Raw genomic sequence first — 18,193 nt, forward strand, 5'->3', positions numbered from 1 at the left:
AATTCAAGTCACGATTGAAACGGCACGAACTCCGTCACTTCCAGATCAAACCCGGAAACAGCGGTGTACGGCACCGGCGAGCTCATCAGGCGCATTTTGCGCACGTTCTGGTCCCGCAGGATCTGCGCGCCGATGCCCAGGGTCCGTTGCGGAAACTGTGGTGCCCGGTGCTTGCCTCCACTGCGCTGACGCAGTTGTTCGAGCACGCCCTCGGCGGATTCTTTTTGCGCCAGCAGCACCAGCACACCGCTACCGGCCGCCGCGATACTGGCCAGCGAACGCTCCAGGGTCCACTGCTGCGGCCCGCCTTCATTTTCACACCCAAGAACGTCACGCAACGTCTCGATGCTTTGCACCCGCACCAGCGCCGGTTGCGTGCTGTCGATCCGGCCCTTGACCAACGCCAGGTGCAGCGAGCCCTGGTAGGTGTCCTGATAGGTGGTCACCTGGAACTCGCCGTGGCGGGTTTGCAACGGATATTCGCCGCCGCGTTCGATCGTGCCTTCATGCAGGATGCGATAGTGAATCAGGTCGGCAATGGTGCCGATCCGCAAGCCATGGCGTTGGGCGAAGTCATGCAGCTCGGCACCACGGGCCAGTTCGCCGTCCTCGTTGAGGATGCCCACCAGGGTTGCCGCCGGTTGCAGCCCCGCCAGTCGCGTCAGGTCGCAAGCGGCCTCGACATGGCCGGCCCGCTGCATCACGCCACCGGGCAAGGCTTGCACCGGGAAGATATGCCCCGGTTGCACCAGGTCCGTCGGAACGCTGGCCGGGTCGACCGCCACCTGGATCGACCGCGCCCGGTCCGCTGCCGAGATGCCCGTGGACACTCCGGTGGCGGCTTCGATCGAGCGGGTAAAACCCACGCCATGTTGCGCCCGGGAGTTGGGCACCATCAGGTCCAGGCCCAGTGCGCGGCAGCGCTGCTCGGTCAGGGCCAGGCAAATCAGCCCGCGTGCCTGCACCGCCATGAAGGTGACAGCCTCGGCCCCGGCCTGTTCGGCGGCCATCAGCAACGAGCCTTCGCCGTTGTGTTCATCGTCGGTGATCACCACCATCCGACCGGCTCCGATGGCCTCGATCAGTTGCGGCACCGTGTTGAAAGCCAGGTCGTTCATTTGAGTGCCCCGCGCAGGTCGGTCGCCGCATCGGACAAAGCCTGTGCCGCCCCTTCGACGAATGCCGCCATGCTGATAAAGCCGTGGATCATGCCGTCACAACGCTGTACGCGCACAGGTACGCTGGCCTCGCGCAAGCACTCGGCCATTGCCTCGCCTTCATCGCGCAACGGATCGAATTCGGCGGTAATCAGGGTCGTTGGCGGCAATCCCGCCAGGCTCTCGGCGCGCAACGGCGAGGCCAATGGGTCCTCCGCCTGCCCGACGTCTTGCAGGTACTGCTGCCAGAACCAGCGCATCATCCCGGCGGAAAGCAGATAGCTCTGGGCAAAGTCTTCGAAGGACTGACTGTCGCAACCGGCGTCAGTGACCGGATAAAACAGGCACTGATAACTGATCTTCGGCCCCTGGCGTCGTGCCGCCAACTGACTGACCGCCAGCGCCAGATTGCCCCCGGCGCTGTCCCCGGCCACAGCCAGCCTGCTGCCATCGACGCGCAGTTCAGCTGCGTGCTCGACCAGCCAGCAAGTGGCCGCATAACAATCGAGAGGTGCAGCCGGGAACTTGCTTTCCGGCGCCAGTCGGTAGGCGACTGACACCACCACCGCCTCGGTCTGGCGGGCCAGCGAGCGGCAGAGATTGTCGTGGGTATCGAGGTTGCCCATGACAAATCCGCCGCCATGGAAAAACACCAGCAACGGCAGGTCGGGTTCTTCCGATGGCCGGTACAGCCGTGCGTCCAGTTCACCGTCCGCGCCGGCCACCCGCAGGTCGCGCACTTCGCTCATCGGTTCGCCGGGCATGGCCGGCAGCAGGTTGTCGGAGAACTGCCGGTATTGAGCCGCATCGACCTGGCTGAAATCGGGCTCCGGGATGTCGCGAAACTGCTGTAGCACTCCTGCGATCTGCTTATCGAGCGGCATGGGCATCGTCCTCTACGTCGGCCATTTGAAACTGCGGATTGGTCTCGCCCAGGATGCTTTGTACCCGGCGCTCAAGGGCCGGCTTGAAACCCTTGTGGGGCAGGATCCAGAAGCGTTTTTGCGCGACGGCGGCGAACACTTGCGCGGCCAGTTCCGCCGGGGTCATACCCTGGCGAATGGTGCTGTCGAGCAGCTGGCTGAAGTCGGATCCGGCGCTGTCCACCACCTGGTTCGACGCCATGATTTCACTGGCCACCGGTCCCGGGCACAGCACCGAAACCGACACCGGCGCACCGATCATGGCGAGTTCGTAATGCAGGGTTTCCGAGAGCGCAACCACCGCCTGCTTGGTCACGTTGTATGGCGCCATCAGCGGGCTGCTGACCAGCCCGGCAAGGGATGCCGTGTTGATCACATGGGCGGCCCGGCCCTGGCTGAGCAACAACGGCACGAAACTGCGAATGCCGTTGATCACGCCGTTGAGGTTGACGTCGAGCATGCGCTGCCATTGCGCCTCGGTAATTTCCCAGCTGAAGCCGGTTTGCATCACCCCGGCGTTGTTGAACAGCAGGTCGACCCCGCCAAAGTGCTCGACAGCCCGGTCACGCAAGCGCTCGACCTGCTTCACATCACCGACATCGGTGACGCAGGCAATCGCTTGCACACCACTGGCCGTCAATTCATCGCACAGGGTTTGCAAGCCCGCTGCATCCCGATCCGCCAGCACCAGGCGCATGCCCAGCGACGCCGCGTGTTCGGCCAGGCCACGGCCAATACCACTGGCGGCTCCGGTAATCACCGCTACCGGCCTTTGTTCATTACTCATCGCCAACTCCTGCCATGGGTCTAATGGCGCCAGTAGAGCGGGCCTACTTGAAGCAGCCATCGTCCATTCAGACGATGCCCGCTTTTACAGGGGCGGCAGAATCCGTTACATGCGCCAACCCCGTGATCCCTTGGGAGAATAATAAGATGAGTACCCTGCACCGCATCGAAGCCAAACTGCTGGAAGACCGCTACGCCCGTGGCTGGCATTGCCTGGGCCTGGCCGCGCAATACCGCGACGGCAAGGCCCACCGCCTGGAGGTGTTCGGCACCCGTCTGGTGGCGTTCCAGGGTGAAGACGGCGATCTGCATATTCTTGATGGCTACTGCCCGCACATGGGCGCCGACCTGAGCACCGGTTGCGTTGAAGGCAACTCGATCCGCTGCCCCTTCCACGCCTGGCGCTGGGGCGCCGATGGCGTGTGCGATGACATCCCTTATGCCAAGCGCATCCCGCCACGGGCCAGGATCAAGAGCTGGCCGATCATGGAAGAGAACCAACTGCTGTTCGTCTGGAACGACCCCGAAGGCAACCCGCCGCTGCCGGAACAACGCATTCCGCGCATCGACGCCTGCTACAGCGACGAATGGGCGGAGTGGGAAGTCGCCGAACTGCAGATTGGCACCAACTGCCGCGAACTGATCGACAACATCGCCGACATGGCGCACTTCGGCACCGTCCATGGCGCGCCGGTCGACGAGTTCATCAACATTTTCCAGGGCCACCTGGCCACCCAGATCATGCGCGCCCGCAGTGAGCGCCTGTCCGGCGATAGCGTGCTGACCACCGAAGCCACCTATTTCGGCCCGGCCTATCAGATCACCGAAATGAACGGCGCCATGAACGGCCAGCCAATCCATTCGATCCTGCTCAACTGTCACGTGCCGATTGACCTCGACAGCTTCACCCTGCGCTACGGCGTGCTGGTGAAGAAGATCCCGGGGCTCAGCGAAGAGCAGAACCAGGCAATGGCCAAGGCCTACGTGGCGCAAGCGCAGGCAGCCTTCTACGAAGACGTGGCCATCTGGCACAGCAAGACCCGCGTCGACAACCCGCTGCTGTGTGACGGCGACGGTCCGGTCTATCAGTTGCGCCGTTGGTACGAGCAGTTCTACACCGACGTCCAGGCGCTGTCGACGGACGTTGCCGAACACAAGAAGTTTGTCGTGCGCGCCAGCGAACGGGTCTGACATCAGCGGCTTTTCGCCCGCCCCGGGCCTGAGCGGCAGCCGCCGGTCAGGCCCTGAGCCCGAGCGTTGCAAGGAGTCGATACCGGCGCTTATTCTCGGCCACCGCCAACGCTAATAATAAAAACGGTTTTCCCTATGCAGCAGAGCCTCAGCCTCGATACGTTCAGTGATTTGCTCGGCAACCTCTATCAGGGGCCGCTGGAAACCATTCCCTGGGCGACTTTTCTCAACCAGCTCAATGTGCATCTGAACAGCAAGTACGTGACCTTCATCCTGCGTCCGCCCAGCGCCCATGTGGATGGCCTGATGGTCAACACCACCGGTACCTCGACCGAGGCGACCGCGTCGTATAACAAGCACTTTTTCAGCCTCGATCCGTTTGTCGACCTGCCCAACCGCCAGGTCGTGACCCTCGCCGAGTTCGTCTCCAACGACGACTGGCAGAACTCCGAGTTCTACAAGAACTTCCTTGAACCGGTGGACGTGTTCCACATCCTCGGTGCCGACATCAACACTGTCGACGGCGCCCAGTGCCGCATTCGCATCAGTCGCGGGCGTGACGACAAGCCTTTCGGCAATGAAGAAAAGGCCATGCTCACGCATTTCATCCCGCACCTGGAACGCTCGATCAAGATCCACATGCAACTCAACCGCATCGAAGCCGAGCGCAACCTGTACGCCGGCGCGGTGAACCAGATGGCGGTTGGCACGATCATCCTCGACGAGTCCGGCAAGGTGCTGCAGACCAACCAGGTTGCCGACCGGCTGATCCAGGAAAAGGACGGCATCAAACTGGTCAACGATGGCCTGCAGGTCGGTACCGCCCGGGACACCCAGGAGTTCCGCCGACTGGTCAAGCAGTCGCTGCTGTCGCAAAAGAGCGGCAATCCATCAGTGGTTGAAGCCCTGCGCGTACAGCGGCCGTCCGGCAAAGCGGATCTGGGGATCATCGTGCGCTCGGTGCCCTTGAGCGACTGGAGCGAAGGCAAGCAGTGCCCCACCGTGGTGATTTTCATCAGCGACCCGGAGCAGCAGTCCACCGCGCCCCAGGATATAGTCCGCGCACTGTTCGACTTCACCCCGGCGGAAACCCAGCTGGCGATGTTGCTGGCGAACGGCTTGACCCTCGATGAAGCCTCGGAAGAGCTGGGCATCAGCCGCAACACCTCCCGGGCGCACCTGCGCTCGACCTTCTCCAAGACCGGCGTGACCCGCCAGACCATGCTGGTGCGCCTGATCCTGCGCAGCGTGGCGACCCTCGGCTGACCCTCATTGCCGCCCTCGTCCGCTCGGACGATGGCGGCTCCCGTTGTACAGCGCACAGTGTCTTTATCCCAAACAGGGGACTGCCCCATGCGCAACTGCCCAACCATCCTCAAGACTGAACTGCTGGCGCAAAGCGGCCACTTTCAGATCGAAGCCCTGCACCTGCAATTCAGCAACGGCCAGCAGCGGGTCTACGAACGCCTGCGCGGCACCGGTTATCGCTCGGTGATGCTGGTGGCGATGCCCGATCCTGCGCATGTGCTGCTGGTGCGTGAATACGCGGTCGGTGTGGAAAAAACCATCCTCGGCCTGCCCAAGGGTGGCGCCGAGCCCGACGAAGACTATCTGCAGGCGGCGCAGCGCGAGCTCAGCGAAGAAGTCGGCATGCGCGCCGCCCGCCTCACCGAGTTGGGCGAGCTGACACTGGCACCGGGGCATTTGTGCCATCGCTACCGGGTGGTACTGGCCGAACAACTGAGCCCCTGCCAACTGCAAGGTGACGAACCCGAACCCCTGGAATGCCTGAGCGTGCCACTGGCGCAAATCCCCGAACTCGTGGCCCGCGGCGACCTGCATGAAGCCCGGGCGATTGCGGCGCTGTTCATGGCCATGGGCGCCATAGCACGCCGTGGCTGATGCTCAATTTTTTGTAGGAGCTGCCGCAGGCTGCGATCTCTTGACCTTGCTCTAAAAATCAAAAGATCGCAGCCTCGTTGCACTCGGCAGCTCCTACAGGGGATTTTGGCCAGGCACAGATCCCTAGTCCATTCGGACGAAGCCGCTCGCCCTCCACCGCCATAACCTGTCTCTACAACAATAAAACCGTGTCGAGACCCATCATGCGCAAATCTACTTGTGCTCTGTTCATCATCCTCTGTGCGGGTGCTTCCACCAGTCTGTGCCAGCTGTTCAAGAACGAAGCCTACCAACCGACCACCGCCTACTTCAGCTGTTCGAGCACGGCGATCAATTGCTATCCGCCCGTGGTGCGCAATCTGCTGCCTTGAACACGGTTTCCACCGGCCATAAAAAACCACCGAATCATCGGTGGTTTTTTCGTTGCCGCAATAATCAGGTCGGCAGTACCCCCCTGGCCCGCGACAGGGTCAGCGCCAGGTCTTCGATCATGTCTTCCTGACCACCTACGGTTCCGCGTCGGCCCAGTTCCACCAGCAGCTCGCGAGCAGCAATCCCGTACTTCTGCTCGGCGCGCTTGGCGAACAACAGGAACGAGCTGTAGACCCCGGCGTAACCCAGCGTCAGTGCGTCGCGGTCGAGGCGGATCGGCTGGTCCATCATCGGCACCACCAGGTCTTCGGCCACGTCCATGATCTTGTACAGGTCCACGCCACTATTGACGCCCATCCGCTCCAGCACCGCGACGAACACTTCCAGCGGCGTATTACCCGCCCCCGCGCCAAGGCCCGCGACCGAGCCGTCGATGCGCGCGGCACCGGCCTCGATGGCGGCCAGGGAGTTAGCGATGGCCATGCCCATGTTGTGATGCCCGTGGAAACCGACTTCGGTCCCGGCGTTCAGGCCGGCACGCAGGGCCCCGATTTTTTGTGTGACTTCATCGGGCAGCATGTAGCCGGCCGAGTCGGTGCAGTAGATGCAGTTGGCACCGTAGCTCTCCATCAGGCGCGCCTGCTCCAGCAACTTCTCCGGGCTGACCATGTGCGCCATCATCAGGAAGCCGACGGTGTCCAGGCCCATCTTCGCTGACATGCCGATGTGCTGGCCGGACACGTCCGCCTCGGTGCAGTGGGTGGCGACACGAATGGTCGACACGCCGTGTTCATGGGCCATCTTCAGGTGATCGAGGGTACCGATCCCCGGCAGCAACAGGGCCGAGACCTTGGCCTGTTTCATCTGCGGGATCACCGCGCAGAAATACTCCTCGTCGCTGTGAGCCGGGAAGCCATAGTTCAGCGACGCACCGCCCAGGCCATCGCCGTGGGTGATTTCGATCAGCGGCACACCGGCCGCATCGAGACCGGTGGCCACCGAAACCATTTGCTCAATGCTGATCTGGTGCTGTTTGGCGTGCATGCCGTCGCGCAGGCTCATGTCGTGCAGACGGACGCTCTTACCTTGCAAATTCATCGGGATTCTCCACTCAACGGACGGGCAGTTGCAGGGTGCCCTTGTGGGCTTCTTCGGCGAACATCTCGGCCGTGCGCAATCCGGCGGCGGTCATGATGTCGAGGTTGCCGGCGGACTTGGGCAGGAAATCGCCGAGGCCTTCGACCTCGATGAAAATCGACACCTTGCGCCCATCGAACACCGGCCCGTTGATCAGCTTGTAGCCGGGCACATAGCGCTGCACTTCACGGACCATCTCCAGCACCGAGGTGCGGATCGCGTCCTGGTTCGGTTCGTCATCGGTCAGGCAGTGGATGGTGTCGCGCATCATCAACGGCGGCTCGGCCGGGTTGATCACGATGATTGCCTTGCCGCGTCGGGCGCCGCCGATCTTCTCCACCGCACCGGCCGTGGTGCGGGTGAACTCGTCGATGTTCTGCCGCGTGCCCGGGCCGACCGAACCGGAAGAGACCGTCGCGACGATTTCGCCGTAGCTCACCGGCTGCACCCGCGACACCGCCGCCACCATCGGGATGGTCGCCTGGCCACCGCAAGTGACCATGTTGACGTTCATCGCCAGGCTCGACGCGTGCTCCTTGAGGTTGACCGGCGGCACGCAGTACGGGCCGATGGCTGCTGGCGTGAGGTCGATCATGATCACGCCCAGTTCATTGAGCTTGCGGCTGTTCTCCGCATGCACGTAGGCCGAGGTGGCATCGAAGGCGATGCGAATGTCATCGTCGAGGACGTGGGGCAGCAAGCCGTCGACACCGCCGGCGGTGGTTTTGATGCCCATTTCCCGAGCACGTTTCAGGCCCTCGGATTCAGGGTCGACACCCACCATCCACACCGGCTCGATCCATTGCGATCGGCACATTTTCATCAGCAGATCGGTGCCGATATTGCCCGGGCCGATAATGGCCGCTCTGAGTTTTTTGCTCATTAGGTTAAAACTCCAAAAGTCAGGCGCAGAAAGACACCCGGGCACTGCCCAGGCCATCAATGGTCAGTTCAAAACGGTCACCGGCACGGGCTGGTTCCAGCGGTACCAGAGAACCGGACAGGATGATTTCCCCGGCCTTGAACGGAATGCCGAAGGCACCCAGGGTGTTGGCCAGCCAGGCCACGGCGGTCAGCGGATTGCCTTGCACCGCCGAACCCAGGCCTTCGCTCAGGGGCTCACCGTTCTTGAACACGCGCATGCGCAAATTCGGCAGGTCCAGCTCGCGCGGGTCGACCTTGCTGTCGCCCAGCACGAATACGCCGCAGGAGGCGTTGTCAGCGACCGTGTCCTGGATGCGGATGCGCCAGTCGTGAATCCGCGAGTCGACGATCTCGAAGCACGGCATCACGTATTCGGTGGCGGCCAGCACGTCGGCTTCGGTGATGCCGGGGCCGACCAGGTCATGCTTGAGCTTGAAGGCGATCTCGCCCTCGGCACGGGGCTGGATCAGTTTGTTGGCGGACAGGGAAATCCGGGCATCGTCATCGAACGACATCTGCCGCGTGATGAAGCCGAAATCCGGCTGATGCACGTTGAGCATTTGCTGCACCGCCGCCGAGGTCACGCCGATTTTCTTGCCGACGATCTGGTCACCGGCCGCCACCCGACGCTCTATCGCGTACAGGGAAATGTGATAGGCGTCTTCGATGCTGATCGACGGCCAACGCTCGGTCAGCGGCGCCAGGGTGGAGCCGCTGAGCAGCGCCTGATAAAGCTCTTCGCCGAACTCACGGCGCAATTGCACGCTCATCCGCGGGCCTCCTGAAGAAACGCCAGGCACTGGCGGTTGAACAAGTCACGGTGCTCGACCTGGACCCAATGCCCGCACTCGCTGAGCATCACGAAACGGATGCCGGTGCAGTTTTCAAGCATGGTCTGGGCACCGGAGGACGGGCAGAACTTGTCGTTCATGCCCCAGAAACCGAGGATCGGGCACTGCAATTCACCCAGGCGCGACGTCATGTTCGGCACCTGCATGGTCGACAGCACACACACCGGTTGCTGTTGCACCACCGCCACCCGTTCGTTGACCGTTTCGTCGCTGATCAGGCTTTCATCGAACAGTTGCAGGGCCAGCAGGCGACGCATGCCCGCGGCGTCGTTCAGCTCACCTTTGGCGAAGGCCGCACCCATTTTCTGGATGCCTTCCATCTGCAGGTAATACTGTTCCTTTTCCATCAGGCCACCGGGCGCCATCAGCACCAGACGGCTGACACGCTGCGGTTGGTCGAGGGCCAGTTTGATCGCGATCGCGCCGCCCAATGAGTTGCCGATGAGCGCGCAACGCTGGATATCCAGGGCGTCGAGCAAGCCGCTCAGGGCCGCGACGAAGAAGTCCAGGGTGTAAAGGGTGTCAGGCTTGTCCGAAGCGCCGTAGCCCGGCAGATCCGGGACGATCACCCGGTAACCGGCCTCGGCGAACACCGGGTAGTTCTGCTTGAAGTTGCTGTGACCGCTGGCGCCCGGCCCGCTGCCATGGATGAAAATCACCGGCTCGCCGTTGCCGGTGTCTTGCCCGCCGATGTCTTTATAGTGCAGCTGCAAACCATCCGGCAGCGTAACGAAGTGCCCTTGCGCTGAAGCGCCCATAAGGTGTCCTCCCGGCCTGTTGTTGTAGCGGGATTATTCCGAGGGGCCGGGTGATCAACATCGTCCGACAAGACTACCTAGTCCCTTTGGACGTTGGCCTGCACAAGGCTGCGGACCTAGCATCGACGGCATTCCCGAGCGACAAAAAGAGAACTCCCATGCTTGATCCGATGGACTTTCGCGGCAAAGTGGTACTGGTCACCGGCGGTGGTAAAGGTGTCGGACGCGGCATTACTCAGCGCTTTCTGGACTGTGGCGCCGAAGTGGTGATTTGCGGTCGCGAAGCCCCGCCAACCCTGCCTTCCAGTGCCGGGCGTGAGGCGCTGTTCGTGCCCTGCGACCTGCGCGACGTCGAACAGTCCGGGCGCTTGATCGCACAAATCGTCGAGCGTTTCGGTCGCCTCGATGTGCTGGTCAACAACGCCGGGGGTTCGCCGAGTGCCGACGCGGCCACCGCCTCGCCGCGTTTCAGCGAGGCAATCATCCGTTTGAACCTGATCGCACCGCTGAACCTGTGCCAGCAGGCCAACGAGGTGATGCAGGCCCAGGCCGACGGCGGTGCGATCATCAACATCTGCAGCGTCAGCGCCACCCGCCCTTCCCCCGGCACCGCCGCCTATGGCGCGGCCAAGGCCGGACTGCTGAACCTGACCACCTCGCTGGCGGTGGAATGGGCACCGAAGGTGCGGGTCAATGCGGTCACCGCCGGGCTGATTCTCACCGAGCAGGCGGCCATGCATTATGGTGACGACGCGGGCATTGCCCGGGTGGCGGCGACCATTCCATTGCAACGACTGGCGACCCCGGAAGACATTGGCGACACCTGCCTGTACCTGGCCTCGAAGCTGGCCCGTTACGTCAGCGGCGCGGACATTGCGGTGCATGGCGCGGGCGAACGCCCGGCGTTTCTCGACGCGGCCCAATCCTGAAGTGATCGCAGCCTTCGGCAGCTCCTACAATTGAACCTCAATCTCTGTAGGAGCTGTCGAGTAAAACGAGGCTGCGATCTTTCAAGCATTCAAATAACAAGAGGAATTCCGACATGCCCGCAATCGCCAGCCACAGTGTTTTGCTCGATCTCCCACCTCAAGCCGTCTGGGCCAAACTGCGCGACCTGAGCCTCGCCCCGCACTACGTGCCGGGCCTGACCGGTTGCCAGTTTCATCCAGGCGCAATGGAAGGCCTTGGCACCAGTCGCCGGGTGTTGCGCAAGGGCGGTCAGTATCTGGATGAAAGCGTGGTGCAGTGGCAGGAAGGCTCGGGGTTCGTGTTGCGGTTGCACAAGGGCGGCAATGACTCGCCCTTTCCTTTTCGCCAGGCGAGTTTCAGTTATGCCTTGCAAGCCGATGGCAACGCGACCCGCATCACCCTGCAAATGAATTACAGCCTGCGCGGTGGCAGGCTGTTTGAAAGGTTGCTGGCCAAGTCCTTCAACAAGGTCGTGCAGCAGATTGCCGAGAACCTCAAGGCTTACTACGAAACCGGCCGAACGCAGAATCCGGATATGGCTGTCAGCACATCCAACATTGATGTCGCCTGACACGCCGCCTTCGCGAGCAGGCTCCCACAGGGGCCACCTCGGGGGTGAGCCGCCTTCAGGAACGCGCCACTTCCGAGTGAGCGGTAAAACGGGTGGCGACGATCTTCCATTGGCCGGCGATACGCTGGTAACGGTCCTGATAGAACCCACCCAACTGCCGCGTCGCCCCGCTCTCGCCATCCAGATTGAAATACCACAGGGCCCAACGGCCCTGGGCCTGATCCTCGCTCAGCACTTCGATTTCCGGGTTGGCGCCGTGATGCAGGTCGATCACCCGCTCATGGCAAGCCAGTTCGCGGTACAGCGCGACAAAACTGTCGCGCTCGCGGAAGATTCCCAACGGCCCATAATCGATCAGCACTGCACCTTCGGCAAAGCAGTCGGCAATCACCTCGACCTGCTTGAGGTCGCAGGCGTTGAGATAGCGGTGCTTGAGCTGGCGGATGTCCTCCAGCGCTTCCAGGCGGGCGATCCGCTGCTCCAGATTCATGCTGCACCTCGCGCCGTCACATTGACTTCACTCCAGAAGGCTTTCATCGAACGGATCTTGCCGTCGGCGTCGAACTCCATTACGTCGATCACATGCAACGAGCACGGTTGCCCGCCCCACTCCATGTCGACCCGGAACGGCATCGCCCCGCAACCGTTGAGTGTCGCGCGCACCGGGCCGGTGCGGGTTGCGGAGACTTTCATCGCACCCAGTCCTTCACGGTAAAAGCGCGCGATGGCGTCGATGCCCTGCAACGGCGCCTGGCCGACCGGGTCTTCAACGGTGGCGTCTTTGGCGTAGAGCGCGAGGATGCCCTCGATGTCGCTGGCATCCACCAGTTCCACATAGCGAGCCATGGTCGCCTGGATATGTTGTGCGCTGATCATTCAGACCACCTCGAACAGAGCAGCAGCGCCCATGCCGCCACCGATGCACATGCTCACCACCACGTAACGCAAGCCGCGACGCTGGCCTTCGACCAACGCGTGACCAACCATCCGCGCACCGGACATGCCAAACGGATGGCCGATGGAGATCGCCCCGCCGTTGACGTTCAGGCGCTCGGCCGGAATGCCCAGGGTGTCGCGGCAGTACAGCACCTGACAGGCGAACGCTTCGTTCAACTCCCAGAGGCCGATGTGGTCCATGGTCAGGCCGTGGCGCTTGAGCAGCTTGGGGATGGCGTACACCGGGCCGATGCCCATCTCGTCGGAATTGCAGCCGGCGACAGCCATGCCGCGATAGATCCCCAGCGGTTCCAGGCCACGTTTCTCGGCCATTTTCGCGCTCATCAACACCGAAGCCGACGCGCCATCGGACAACTGCGAGGCATTGCCGGCGGTGATGAAACGCCCCTTTTCGCTCCACTGCCCGCCCGGCCATACCGGCTCCAGCGCTTTCAGGCTCTGGAGACTGGTGTCGATGCGGTTGCACTCGTCGCGCAGCAAGGTGACGGTTTCATAACGGGTTTCGCCGGTGGCCTTGTCGAACAGGGCCTTGCGGCTGGTCAGCGGCGCCAGCTCGCGGTCGAAGCGCCCGGCGCTCTGGGCCTGTGCGGTGCGCAGCTGGCTCTGATAGCTGTATTCGTCCTGCTCGTCGCGGGAGATGCCGTAGCGCGCGGAGACGATCTCGGCGGTTTCGATCATCGGGATATAGGCGTGCGGGTCCAGCTCAATCACCGAAGCCGACTGGTTGCGATACAGGTTCTTGTGCTTGTTCTGCACCAGGGAAATCGACTCCAGGCCACCGGCCACGGCGATGTCGATTTCGTCGCACATGATGCCTTTGGCGGCCATGGCGATACTCATCAGGCCCGACGAACACTGGCGCTCGACGGCCATCCCGGCAACCGACGCCGGCAAGCCGCCGGCAATCGCGCACAGGCGGCCCAGGTTATAGGACTGCGTACCCTGCTGCGCCGCGGCGCCGATGATCACGTCGTCCACTTCACCCGGCTCGATGCCGGCACGGCGCACGGCTTCGCGCACCACGTGGCCGCCCAGTTGCGGCGCTTCGGTGTCATTGAACGCACCGCGAAAGGCTTTGCCGATCGGAGTGCGGGCGGTGGAAACGATGACGGCTTCTTTCATGCTGGATTCCTCGAAAATGCTGTTGAAGGTCAGGCCGGGTAATAGCGACTGATGGTGTCGACCACGACGCCTGGACGTTCCTCGCTGTCGATTTCGACGCTGACACGGATGGTCGCCTGCACGCCGCCTTTCACTTCCTCGACCGCGATCAGTTGCGCACTGCCGCGCACCCGCGAGCCGACGCGCACCACCGAGGGGAAGCGCACCCGCTCACAACCGTAATTGACGCCCATGGCCAGGCCGCGGACCTCAACGATCTGCGGCAAGAACAGATTGACCAGCGCCAGGCTCAGGTAGCCGTGGGCGATGCAGGTACCAAACGGGCCGCTGGCGGCCTTGAGCGGATCGACGTGAATCCACTGGTGATCGCCGGTGGCATCGGCGAACTGGTTGATTCGGTCCTGTTCCAGCAACAGCCAGTCACTGGCGCCGAGTGATTCGCCCACGGCGTCGAACAAGGCCATCGGTGTGTCGAAAATACGTGGCATGGTCACGCCCTCTGGCTGGACACCGACAACACTTCGCCGGTCATGTAGGAGCTGTAGTCGCTGGCCAGGAACATCATCACGTTGGCCACTTCCCAGACTTCGGCGGCGCGGCCGAACGCTTCGTTGGCGGCCAGTTGATCGAGCACCGCCTGGGGCGCGGATTTGCGCAGGAAATCGTGCAGGGCAATGCTCGGGCTGACCGCGTTGATGCGGATGCCGTAGTCGGCGGCCTCGACCGCTGCGCAGCGGGTCAGCGCCATCACCCCGGCCTTGGCGGCGGCGTAGTGCGCCTGCTCTTTCTGCGCGCGCCAGCCCAGCACCGAGGCGTTGTTGACGATCACCCCGGCACGCCGCCCCATCATTTTCGGCAGCATGGCGCGGGTCATGCGCATGGTGCCGGTGAGCGTCACGTCGATGACCCGATTCCACTCTTCGTCGGCCATGTCCACCAGCAAGCGCGAGCCGCCAAGCCCGGCGTTGTTGATCAGCACATCGACGCCTTGCAGGTCACGCTCGGCGCAGGCGACCAACTGCTGCACCTGGGCTTCGTCGGCGACGTTGCAGACCTGGCCGAACACCTGTTGCAGCCCGGTGGTTTCGCGGATCTTCAGCACCGCCTCGGCCAACCGGCCTTCGTGGATATCGCTGATCATCAACGCACGGCAGCCTTCTTCGGCAGCGCGCACGGCGGCGGAAAAACCGATCCCGGCACCGGCGGCGGCGGTAATCAGTACCGACTTGCCGCGCAGCAGGCCGCGACCTTCAACATATTGAGGTACAGACATGAACTCTCTCCTTTCAGGCGCGCGGACGCGGCTCTTTGGGCATGCCCAAGGCACGCTCGGCAATGATGTTGCGCTGGATTTCGTTGCTGCCGCCGTAGAGGGTGTCGGCGCGGCTGAACAGGTACAGCGACTGCAAACGGGTGAGTTGGTAAGGTCCGGCTTCGAGCAATTCCGCCTCGGCGCCGAGGACGTCCATCGCCAACTTGCCGAGGCTGGCGTGCCAGGTCGACCAGAACAGCTTGTAGATGGTCGCCTCTTTGCGCAGCGAACCGTCCTGGCTACCCGAGAGCATGCGCAGCGAGTTGTAGCGCATGATCCGCAAACCGCTCCAGGCTTCGGCCAGGCGCTGACGCAGGATCGGGTCGCGGTCGGCGCCGTTGGCGCGGGCCTTGGCGATGATTTCGTTGAGTTCATTCTGGAACTGCATTTGCTGGCCGAGGGTCGAGACGCCGCGCTCGAACCCCAGCAGCGCCATGGCGATCTTCCAGCCTTCGCCCGGCTCGCCGATGATGTTGGTGGCGTCGGTGCGGGCATCGTCGAAGAACACTTCGTTGAATTCCGAGGTGCCGGTCAGTTGCTCGATGGGGCGTACGGTGATTTCCGTCTGGGCCATCGGCACCAGCAGGAACGACAGACCGCGATGGCCGACGCTGCCTGGTTCGGTGCGGGCGATGACAAAACACCAGTCCGACTCGTGGGCCAGGGAGGTCCAGACTTTCTGGCCATTGATGATCCAGCTGCCGGAGGTTTCATCCAGCGTTGCACGGGTCTTGACGTTGGCCAGGTCGGAACCGGCGCCCGGCTCTGAATAGCCCTGGCACCAGAACGACGTACCGCTGACGATCCCCGGCAAAAAGTGCTGTTGCTGCTCGACCGTGCCGAACGCGGCGATGGTCGGCCCGGCCAGGCCTTCGCCGATATGGCCCATGCGGCCGGGGCCGCCGGCGCGGGCGTACTCCTCGTTGAAGATCACCTGCTGGGTGATCGACAGGCCACGCCCGCCATGTTCCGGCGCCCAGCCGACGCAGGTCCAGCCGCCTTCGGCGAGCTTGCGCTCCCAGGCTTTTCGTTCTTCGGGAAACATGTGCTCGTCGCCCGGCCCGCCGCGAAAACGCAGGGCTTCGAACTCGCCGCGGAGGTTGGCGCTCATCCAGTCGGCCACTTCCCGGCGGAAGCACTCGTCCTGCTCGCTGAAACTGATTTTCATGGCTGCTCTCCCAGAATCACCGAAGCAATGCGCTCGCGATGCCAGGCCGGCAGCCCGAGGAAACTCTCGCTGGCACGGGCGCGCTTGAAGTAGAGGTGCGGGTCGTATTCCCAGGTGAAACCGACACCGCCATGCAACTGGATCGATTCGGACGCACAAGAGAAGTAAGTCTCGGAGCACTGCGCCTTGGCCAGCGCAGCCGCCAGCGGCAGTTCGGCCGCGACTTGGGGATCACCCTGGGGATCGAGGACTTCCTGGGCCACGCATGCGGCGTAATAACTGGCCGAACGGGCACATTCGACTTGCAGCATCATGTCGGCGGCGCGGTGTTTGAGGGCCTGGAAACTGGCAATCGGGCGACCGAACTGCTGGCGTTCCAGCATGTAGGCCACGCTGAGATCGAGTACTTGCTGCGCGCCGCCGGTCTGCTCGGCAGCCAGGCCGATACAGGCCAGTTGCAGGACTCGTTCAAGGTGCGGCCAGCCATTGCCGAGTTCACCCAGCAGGCAGTCGGCTTCAAGGTACAGGCCCTTGAGCTGGATCCGCGCCTGACGCCGAGTCTGGTCCATGGTCGGCAACATTTGCCGTTCGATGCCTGCGCGTGCGGCGTTCACGGCAAACAGGCTGATGCCCGTTTCGCCAGTGGTTGCGGGTTGGCGGGCGGCAATGATCAACAGGTCGGCACCATGGCCGTCGAGCACATGCTTGAGGGTACCGTCGAGGACGAACCCGTCGCCTTCAGCCACCACCGTTGCCTGGACATCATCGGCCGACCAGCCGTTGGCACTGCTGAACGCCAGGGTCGCGGTCACGCTGCCGTCGGCAATCGACGGCAACCAGCGCTGCTTCTGTTCATCATTGGCCGCCAGCAATAGCGCAGGGGTGGCCATGCAAGCGGTGGCGAAAAACGGCGAGCACAGCAAACGGCGGCCCATCTGTTCCAGCAGGATCGTCAGCTCGACAAAGCCGAGGCCCAGGCCACCATAGGTTTCGGGGATATGAATGGCCGGCCAGTACATTTCCTGGCACAGACGCTGCCAGAGGGCTTCGTCGAAACCCCGTTCACTGACCATCGCCGCGCGTACGGCGGCAGAATCCGAGACATCGGCGAGGAAGCCCTCGGCCGATGCGCGGATCATTTCCTGTTCGTCGCTGAATGCAAACTCCATCGCGGCGCCTTCTGCTCGTTTGGCGGGGCACGCGTGGCGCAACACCCCTTTGAGCATGAAGTTTGGCGCCAGCAGGAGGCGGCAGAATCGTTAGCCTTGCCTAGTCCGAACGGGCGATGTCAAAGTGCGCCCACGCAAGTGAAAAACATGAATCGGCTAAGGATGCAGAACCATGAGCACTGAGCAAGAGACGACTTTCGACGAGCCGCGGCTCAACAGTACGGAAATCCGCATTCTGGGTTCGCTGATCGAGAAACAGGCCACCAGCCCGGAAACCTATCCCCTGACCCTCAATGCCCTGGTGATTGCCTGCAACCAGAAAACCAGCCGCGAGCCGGTGATGAACCTGACGCCTGGCCAGGTTGGCCAGAGCCTGCGCGCCCTCGAAGGACGCGGCTTCACCAGACTGGTGATGGGCAGCCGCGCCGACCGCTGGGAACACAAGGTGGACAAGGCCCTGGAGCTGGTACCGGCACAGGTCATCCTGACCGGGCTGATGTTTCTGCGCGGCCCGCAGACCGTCAATGAACTGCTGACCCGCAGTGGCCGCATGCATGAATTCGAAGACACCGAACAGGTGGTGCATCAACTCGAACGCCTGATTGCCCGGGGCTTGGCCGTGCTGATTCCACGTCAGGCCGGTCAGCGCGAAGACCGCTATACCCACGCCTTGGGTGATCCGGCGGATATCGAGGCGATCATGGCGGCACGGCAAAACCCGACCGAACGGGGTGGCAGCGGGGTTTCGGTTGAACGGATCGAAGAACTGGAAGCGCGGATTGCTGCCCTGGAAGAAAGGCTGGCTCGGCTCGAGTAATCAGGCTACAGAGATCCCGATGTGGGAGCGAGCCTGCTCGCGATGGCGGACTGTCAGTCACATCAATGCCGGATGGGCCGACGCTTTCGCGAGCAAGCCCGCTCCCA

At 62.9% G+C, this 18,193-nt stretch carries 21 protein-coding genes; 7 read left to right on the forward strand and 14 right to left on the reverse strand.

The features are described 5' to 3' along the window. Positions 1–8 precede the first annotated feature (8 nt). Genes ACM6IT_RS28535 through ACM6IT_RS28545 form a run of 3 tightly spaced genes read right to left on the reverse strand, consistent with a single transcriptional unit; the run spans position 9 to position 2,867 of the window. Positions 9–1,118 (reverse strand): 3,4-dihydroxy-2-butanone-4-phosphate synthase, encoded by a 1,110-nt coding sequence (locus ACM6IT_RS28535; RefSeq protein WP_414919149.1) that lies wholly within the window; start codon positions 1,116–1,118, stop codon positions 9–11. Continuing rightward, positions 1,115–2,041, reverse strand: a complete 927-nt coding sequence (locus ACM6IT_RS28540; RefSeq protein WP_414919150.1) for an alpha/beta hydrolase — start codon at positions 2,039–2,041, stop codon at positions 1,115–1,117. Before ACM6IT_RS28540 ends, ACM6IT_RS28535 begins: the two co-directional genes overlap by 4 nt. Then, the gene (locus ACM6IT_RS28545) at positions 2,028–2,867 is read right to left on the reverse strand and encodes an SDR family NAD(P)-dependent oxidoreductase (protein WP_414919151.1); all 840 of its coding nucleotides are present in this window, start codon (positions 2,865–2,867) and stop codon (positions 2,028–2,030) included. Before ACM6IT_RS28545 ends, ACM6IT_RS28540 begins: the two co-directional genes overlap by 14 nt. A 146-nt stretch (positions 2,868–3,013) precedes the next feature. Between ACM6IT_RS28545 and ACM6IT_RS28550 the strand changes: the two genes are divergently transcribed. From ACM6IT_RS28550 to ACM6IT_RS28565, 4 genes are all read left to right on the forward strand, one after another. Then, a complete protein-coding gene (locus tag ACM6IT_RS28550) occupies positions 3,014–4,057 on the forward strand; it encodes a Rieske 2Fe-2S domain-containing protein (RefSeq protein WP_223541594.1) in 1,044 nt (347 codons plus the stop codon). 135 nt (positions 4,058–4,192) lie between these two features. Next, positions 4,193–5,323 carry a helix-turn-helix transcriptional regulator gene (locus ACM6IT_RS28555; protein ID WP_056722410.1) on the forward strand — a complete coding sequence of 377 codons (1,131 nt, stop codon included), beginning with the start codon at positions 4,193–4,195 and terminating at the stop codon, positions 5,321–5,323. 87 nt (positions 5,324–5,410) lie between these two features. Further along, positions 5,411–5,959 carry an ADP compounds hydrolase NudE gene (gene nudE / locus ACM6IT_RS28560; protein WP_414912757.1) on the forward strand — a complete coding sequence of 183 codons (549 nt, stop codon included), beginning with the start codon at positions 5,411–5,413 and terminating at the stop codon, positions 5,957–5,959. A 203-nt stretch (positions 5,960–6,162) separates the two neighbouring features. Beyond that, a complete protein-coding gene (locus ACM6IT_RS28565; RefSeq protein WP_414919152.1) occupies positions 6,163–6,330 on the forward strand; it encodes a hypothetical protein in 168 nt (55 codons plus the stop codon). Between the two features lie 64 nt (positions 6,331–6,394). Here the strand turns inward: ACM6IT_RS28565 and dmpG are convergent, their stop codons facing one another. Genes dmpG through ACM6IT_RS28585 form a run of 4 tightly spaced genes read right to left on the reverse strand, consistent with a single transcriptional unit; the run spans position 6,395 to position 10,001 of the window. Next, positions 6,395–7,429 carry a 4-hydroxy-2-oxovalerate aldolase gene (gene dmpG, locus ACM6IT_RS28570; protein WP_223541595.1) on the reverse strand — a complete coding sequence of 345 codons (1,035 nt, stop codon included), beginning with the start codon at positions 7,427–7,429 and terminating at the stop codon, positions 6,395–6,397. Positions 7,430–7,442: 13 nt separating this feature from the next. After that, positions 7,443–8,351, reverse strand: a complete 909-nt coding sequence (locus tag ACM6IT_RS28575; protein WP_056722416.1) for an acetaldehyde dehydrogenase (acetylating) — start codon at positions 8,349–8,351, stop codon at positions 7,443–7,445. Between the two features lie 19 nt (positions 8,352–8,370). Continuing rightward, positions 8,371–9,162: a fumarylacetoacetate hydrolase family protein gene (locus tag ACM6IT_RS28580; RefSeq protein WP_056722418.1), complete on the reverse strand. Its 792-nt coding sequence runs from the start codon at positions 9,160–9,162 to the stop codon at positions 8,371–8,373. Then, positions 9,159–10,001: an alpha/beta fold hydrolase gene (locus tag ACM6IT_RS28585; protein WP_056722420.1), complete on the reverse strand. Its 843-nt coding sequence runs from the start codon at positions 9,999–10,001 to the stop codon at positions 9,159–9,161. Before ACM6IT_RS28585 ends, ACM6IT_RS28580 begins: the two co-directional genes overlap by 4 nt. A gap of 158 nt (positions 10,002–10,159) precedes the next feature. On the opposite strand from ACM6IT_RS28585, the gene ACM6IT_RS28590 reads away from it, so the two are divergent. Next, positions 10,160–10,930, forward strand: a complete 771-nt coding sequence (locus tag ACM6IT_RS28590) for an SDR family oxidoreductase (RefSeq protein ID WP_414919153.1) — start codon at positions 10,160–10,162, stop codon at positions 10,928–10,930. Positions 10,931–11,043: 113 nt separating this feature from the next. Further along, complete coding sequence (locus tag ACM6IT_RS28595; RefSeq protein WP_414919154.1) at positions 11,044–11,541, forward strand: SRPBCC family protein; 498 nt, start codon at positions 11,044–11,046, stop codon at positions 11,539–11,541. Positions 11,542–11,596: 55 nt separating this feature from the next. On the opposite strand, the gene ACM6IT_RS28600 is transcribed toward ACM6IT_RS28595, so the two are convergent. From ACM6IT_RS28600 to ACM6IT_RS28630, 7 genes are read right to left on the reverse strand one after another with little or no spacing between them, the layout of a single operon-like run. After that, on the reverse strand, positions 11,597–12,031 hold the full coding sequence (locus ACM6IT_RS28600; protein WP_056722426.1) for a nuclear transport factor 2 family protein: 435 nt from the start codon (positions 12,029–12,031) through the stop codon (positions 11,597–11,599). Next, positions 12,028–12,417 (reverse strand): steroid Delta-isomerase, encoded by a 390-nt coding sequence (locus tag ACM6IT_RS28605; RefSeq protein WP_414919155.1) that lies wholly within the window; start codon positions 12,415–12,417, stop codon positions 12,028–12,030. Before ACM6IT_RS28605 ends, ACM6IT_RS28600 begins: the two co-directional genes overlap by 4 nt. Beyond that, entirely contained in the window at positions 12,418–13,620 is a 1,203-nt protein-coding gene (locus ACM6IT_RS28610) for an acetyl-CoA C-acyltransferase (RefSeq protein ID WP_056722430.1), read from the reverse strand. Between the two features lie 29 nt (positions 13,621–13,649). Then, entirely contained in the window at positions 13,650–14,108 is a 459-nt protein-coding gene (locus ACM6IT_RS28615; RefSeq protein WP_414919156.1) for a MaoC family dehydratase, read from the reverse strand. Positions 14,109–14,110: 2 nt separating this feature from the next. Beyond that, positions 14,111–14,893: an SDR family oxidoreductase gene (locus tag ACM6IT_RS28620; RefSeq protein WP_414919157.1), complete on the reverse strand. Its 783-nt coding sequence runs from the start codon at positions 14,891–14,893 to the stop codon at positions 14,111–14,113. A 13-nt stretch (positions 14,894–14,906) separates the two neighbouring features. Beyond that, positions 14,907–16,100 (reverse strand): acyl-CoA dehydrogenase family protein, encoded by a 1,194-nt coding sequence (locus ACM6IT_RS28625; RefSeq protein WP_414919158.1) that lies wholly within the window; start codon positions 16,098–16,100, stop codon positions 14,907–14,909. After that, a complete protein-coding gene (locus ACM6IT_RS28630) occupies positions 16,097–17,269 on the reverse strand; it encodes an acyl-CoA dehydrogenase family protein (protein WP_056722437.1) in 1,173 nt (390 codons plus the stop codon). Before ACM6IT_RS28630 ends, ACM6IT_RS28625 begins: the two co-directional genes overlap by 4 nt. Positions 17,270–17,441: 172 nt before the next feature. Between ACM6IT_RS28630 and ACM6IT_RS28635 the strand changes: the two genes are divergently transcribed. After that, the gene (locus ACM6IT_RS28635) at positions 17,442–18,086 is read left to right on the forward strand and encodes a YceH family protein (RefSeq protein WP_414912763.1); all 645 of its coding nucleotides are present in this window, start codon (positions 17,442–17,444) and stop codon (positions 18,084–18,086) included. Positions 18,087–18,193 lie beyond the last annotated feature (107 nt).

This window comes from Pseudomonas sp. IT-P4 (genome assembly GCF_949767755.1).
GTDB lineage: Bacteria > Pseudomonadota > Gammaproteobacteria > Pseudomonadales > Pseudomonadaceae > Aquipseudomonas > Aquipseudomonas monachiensis.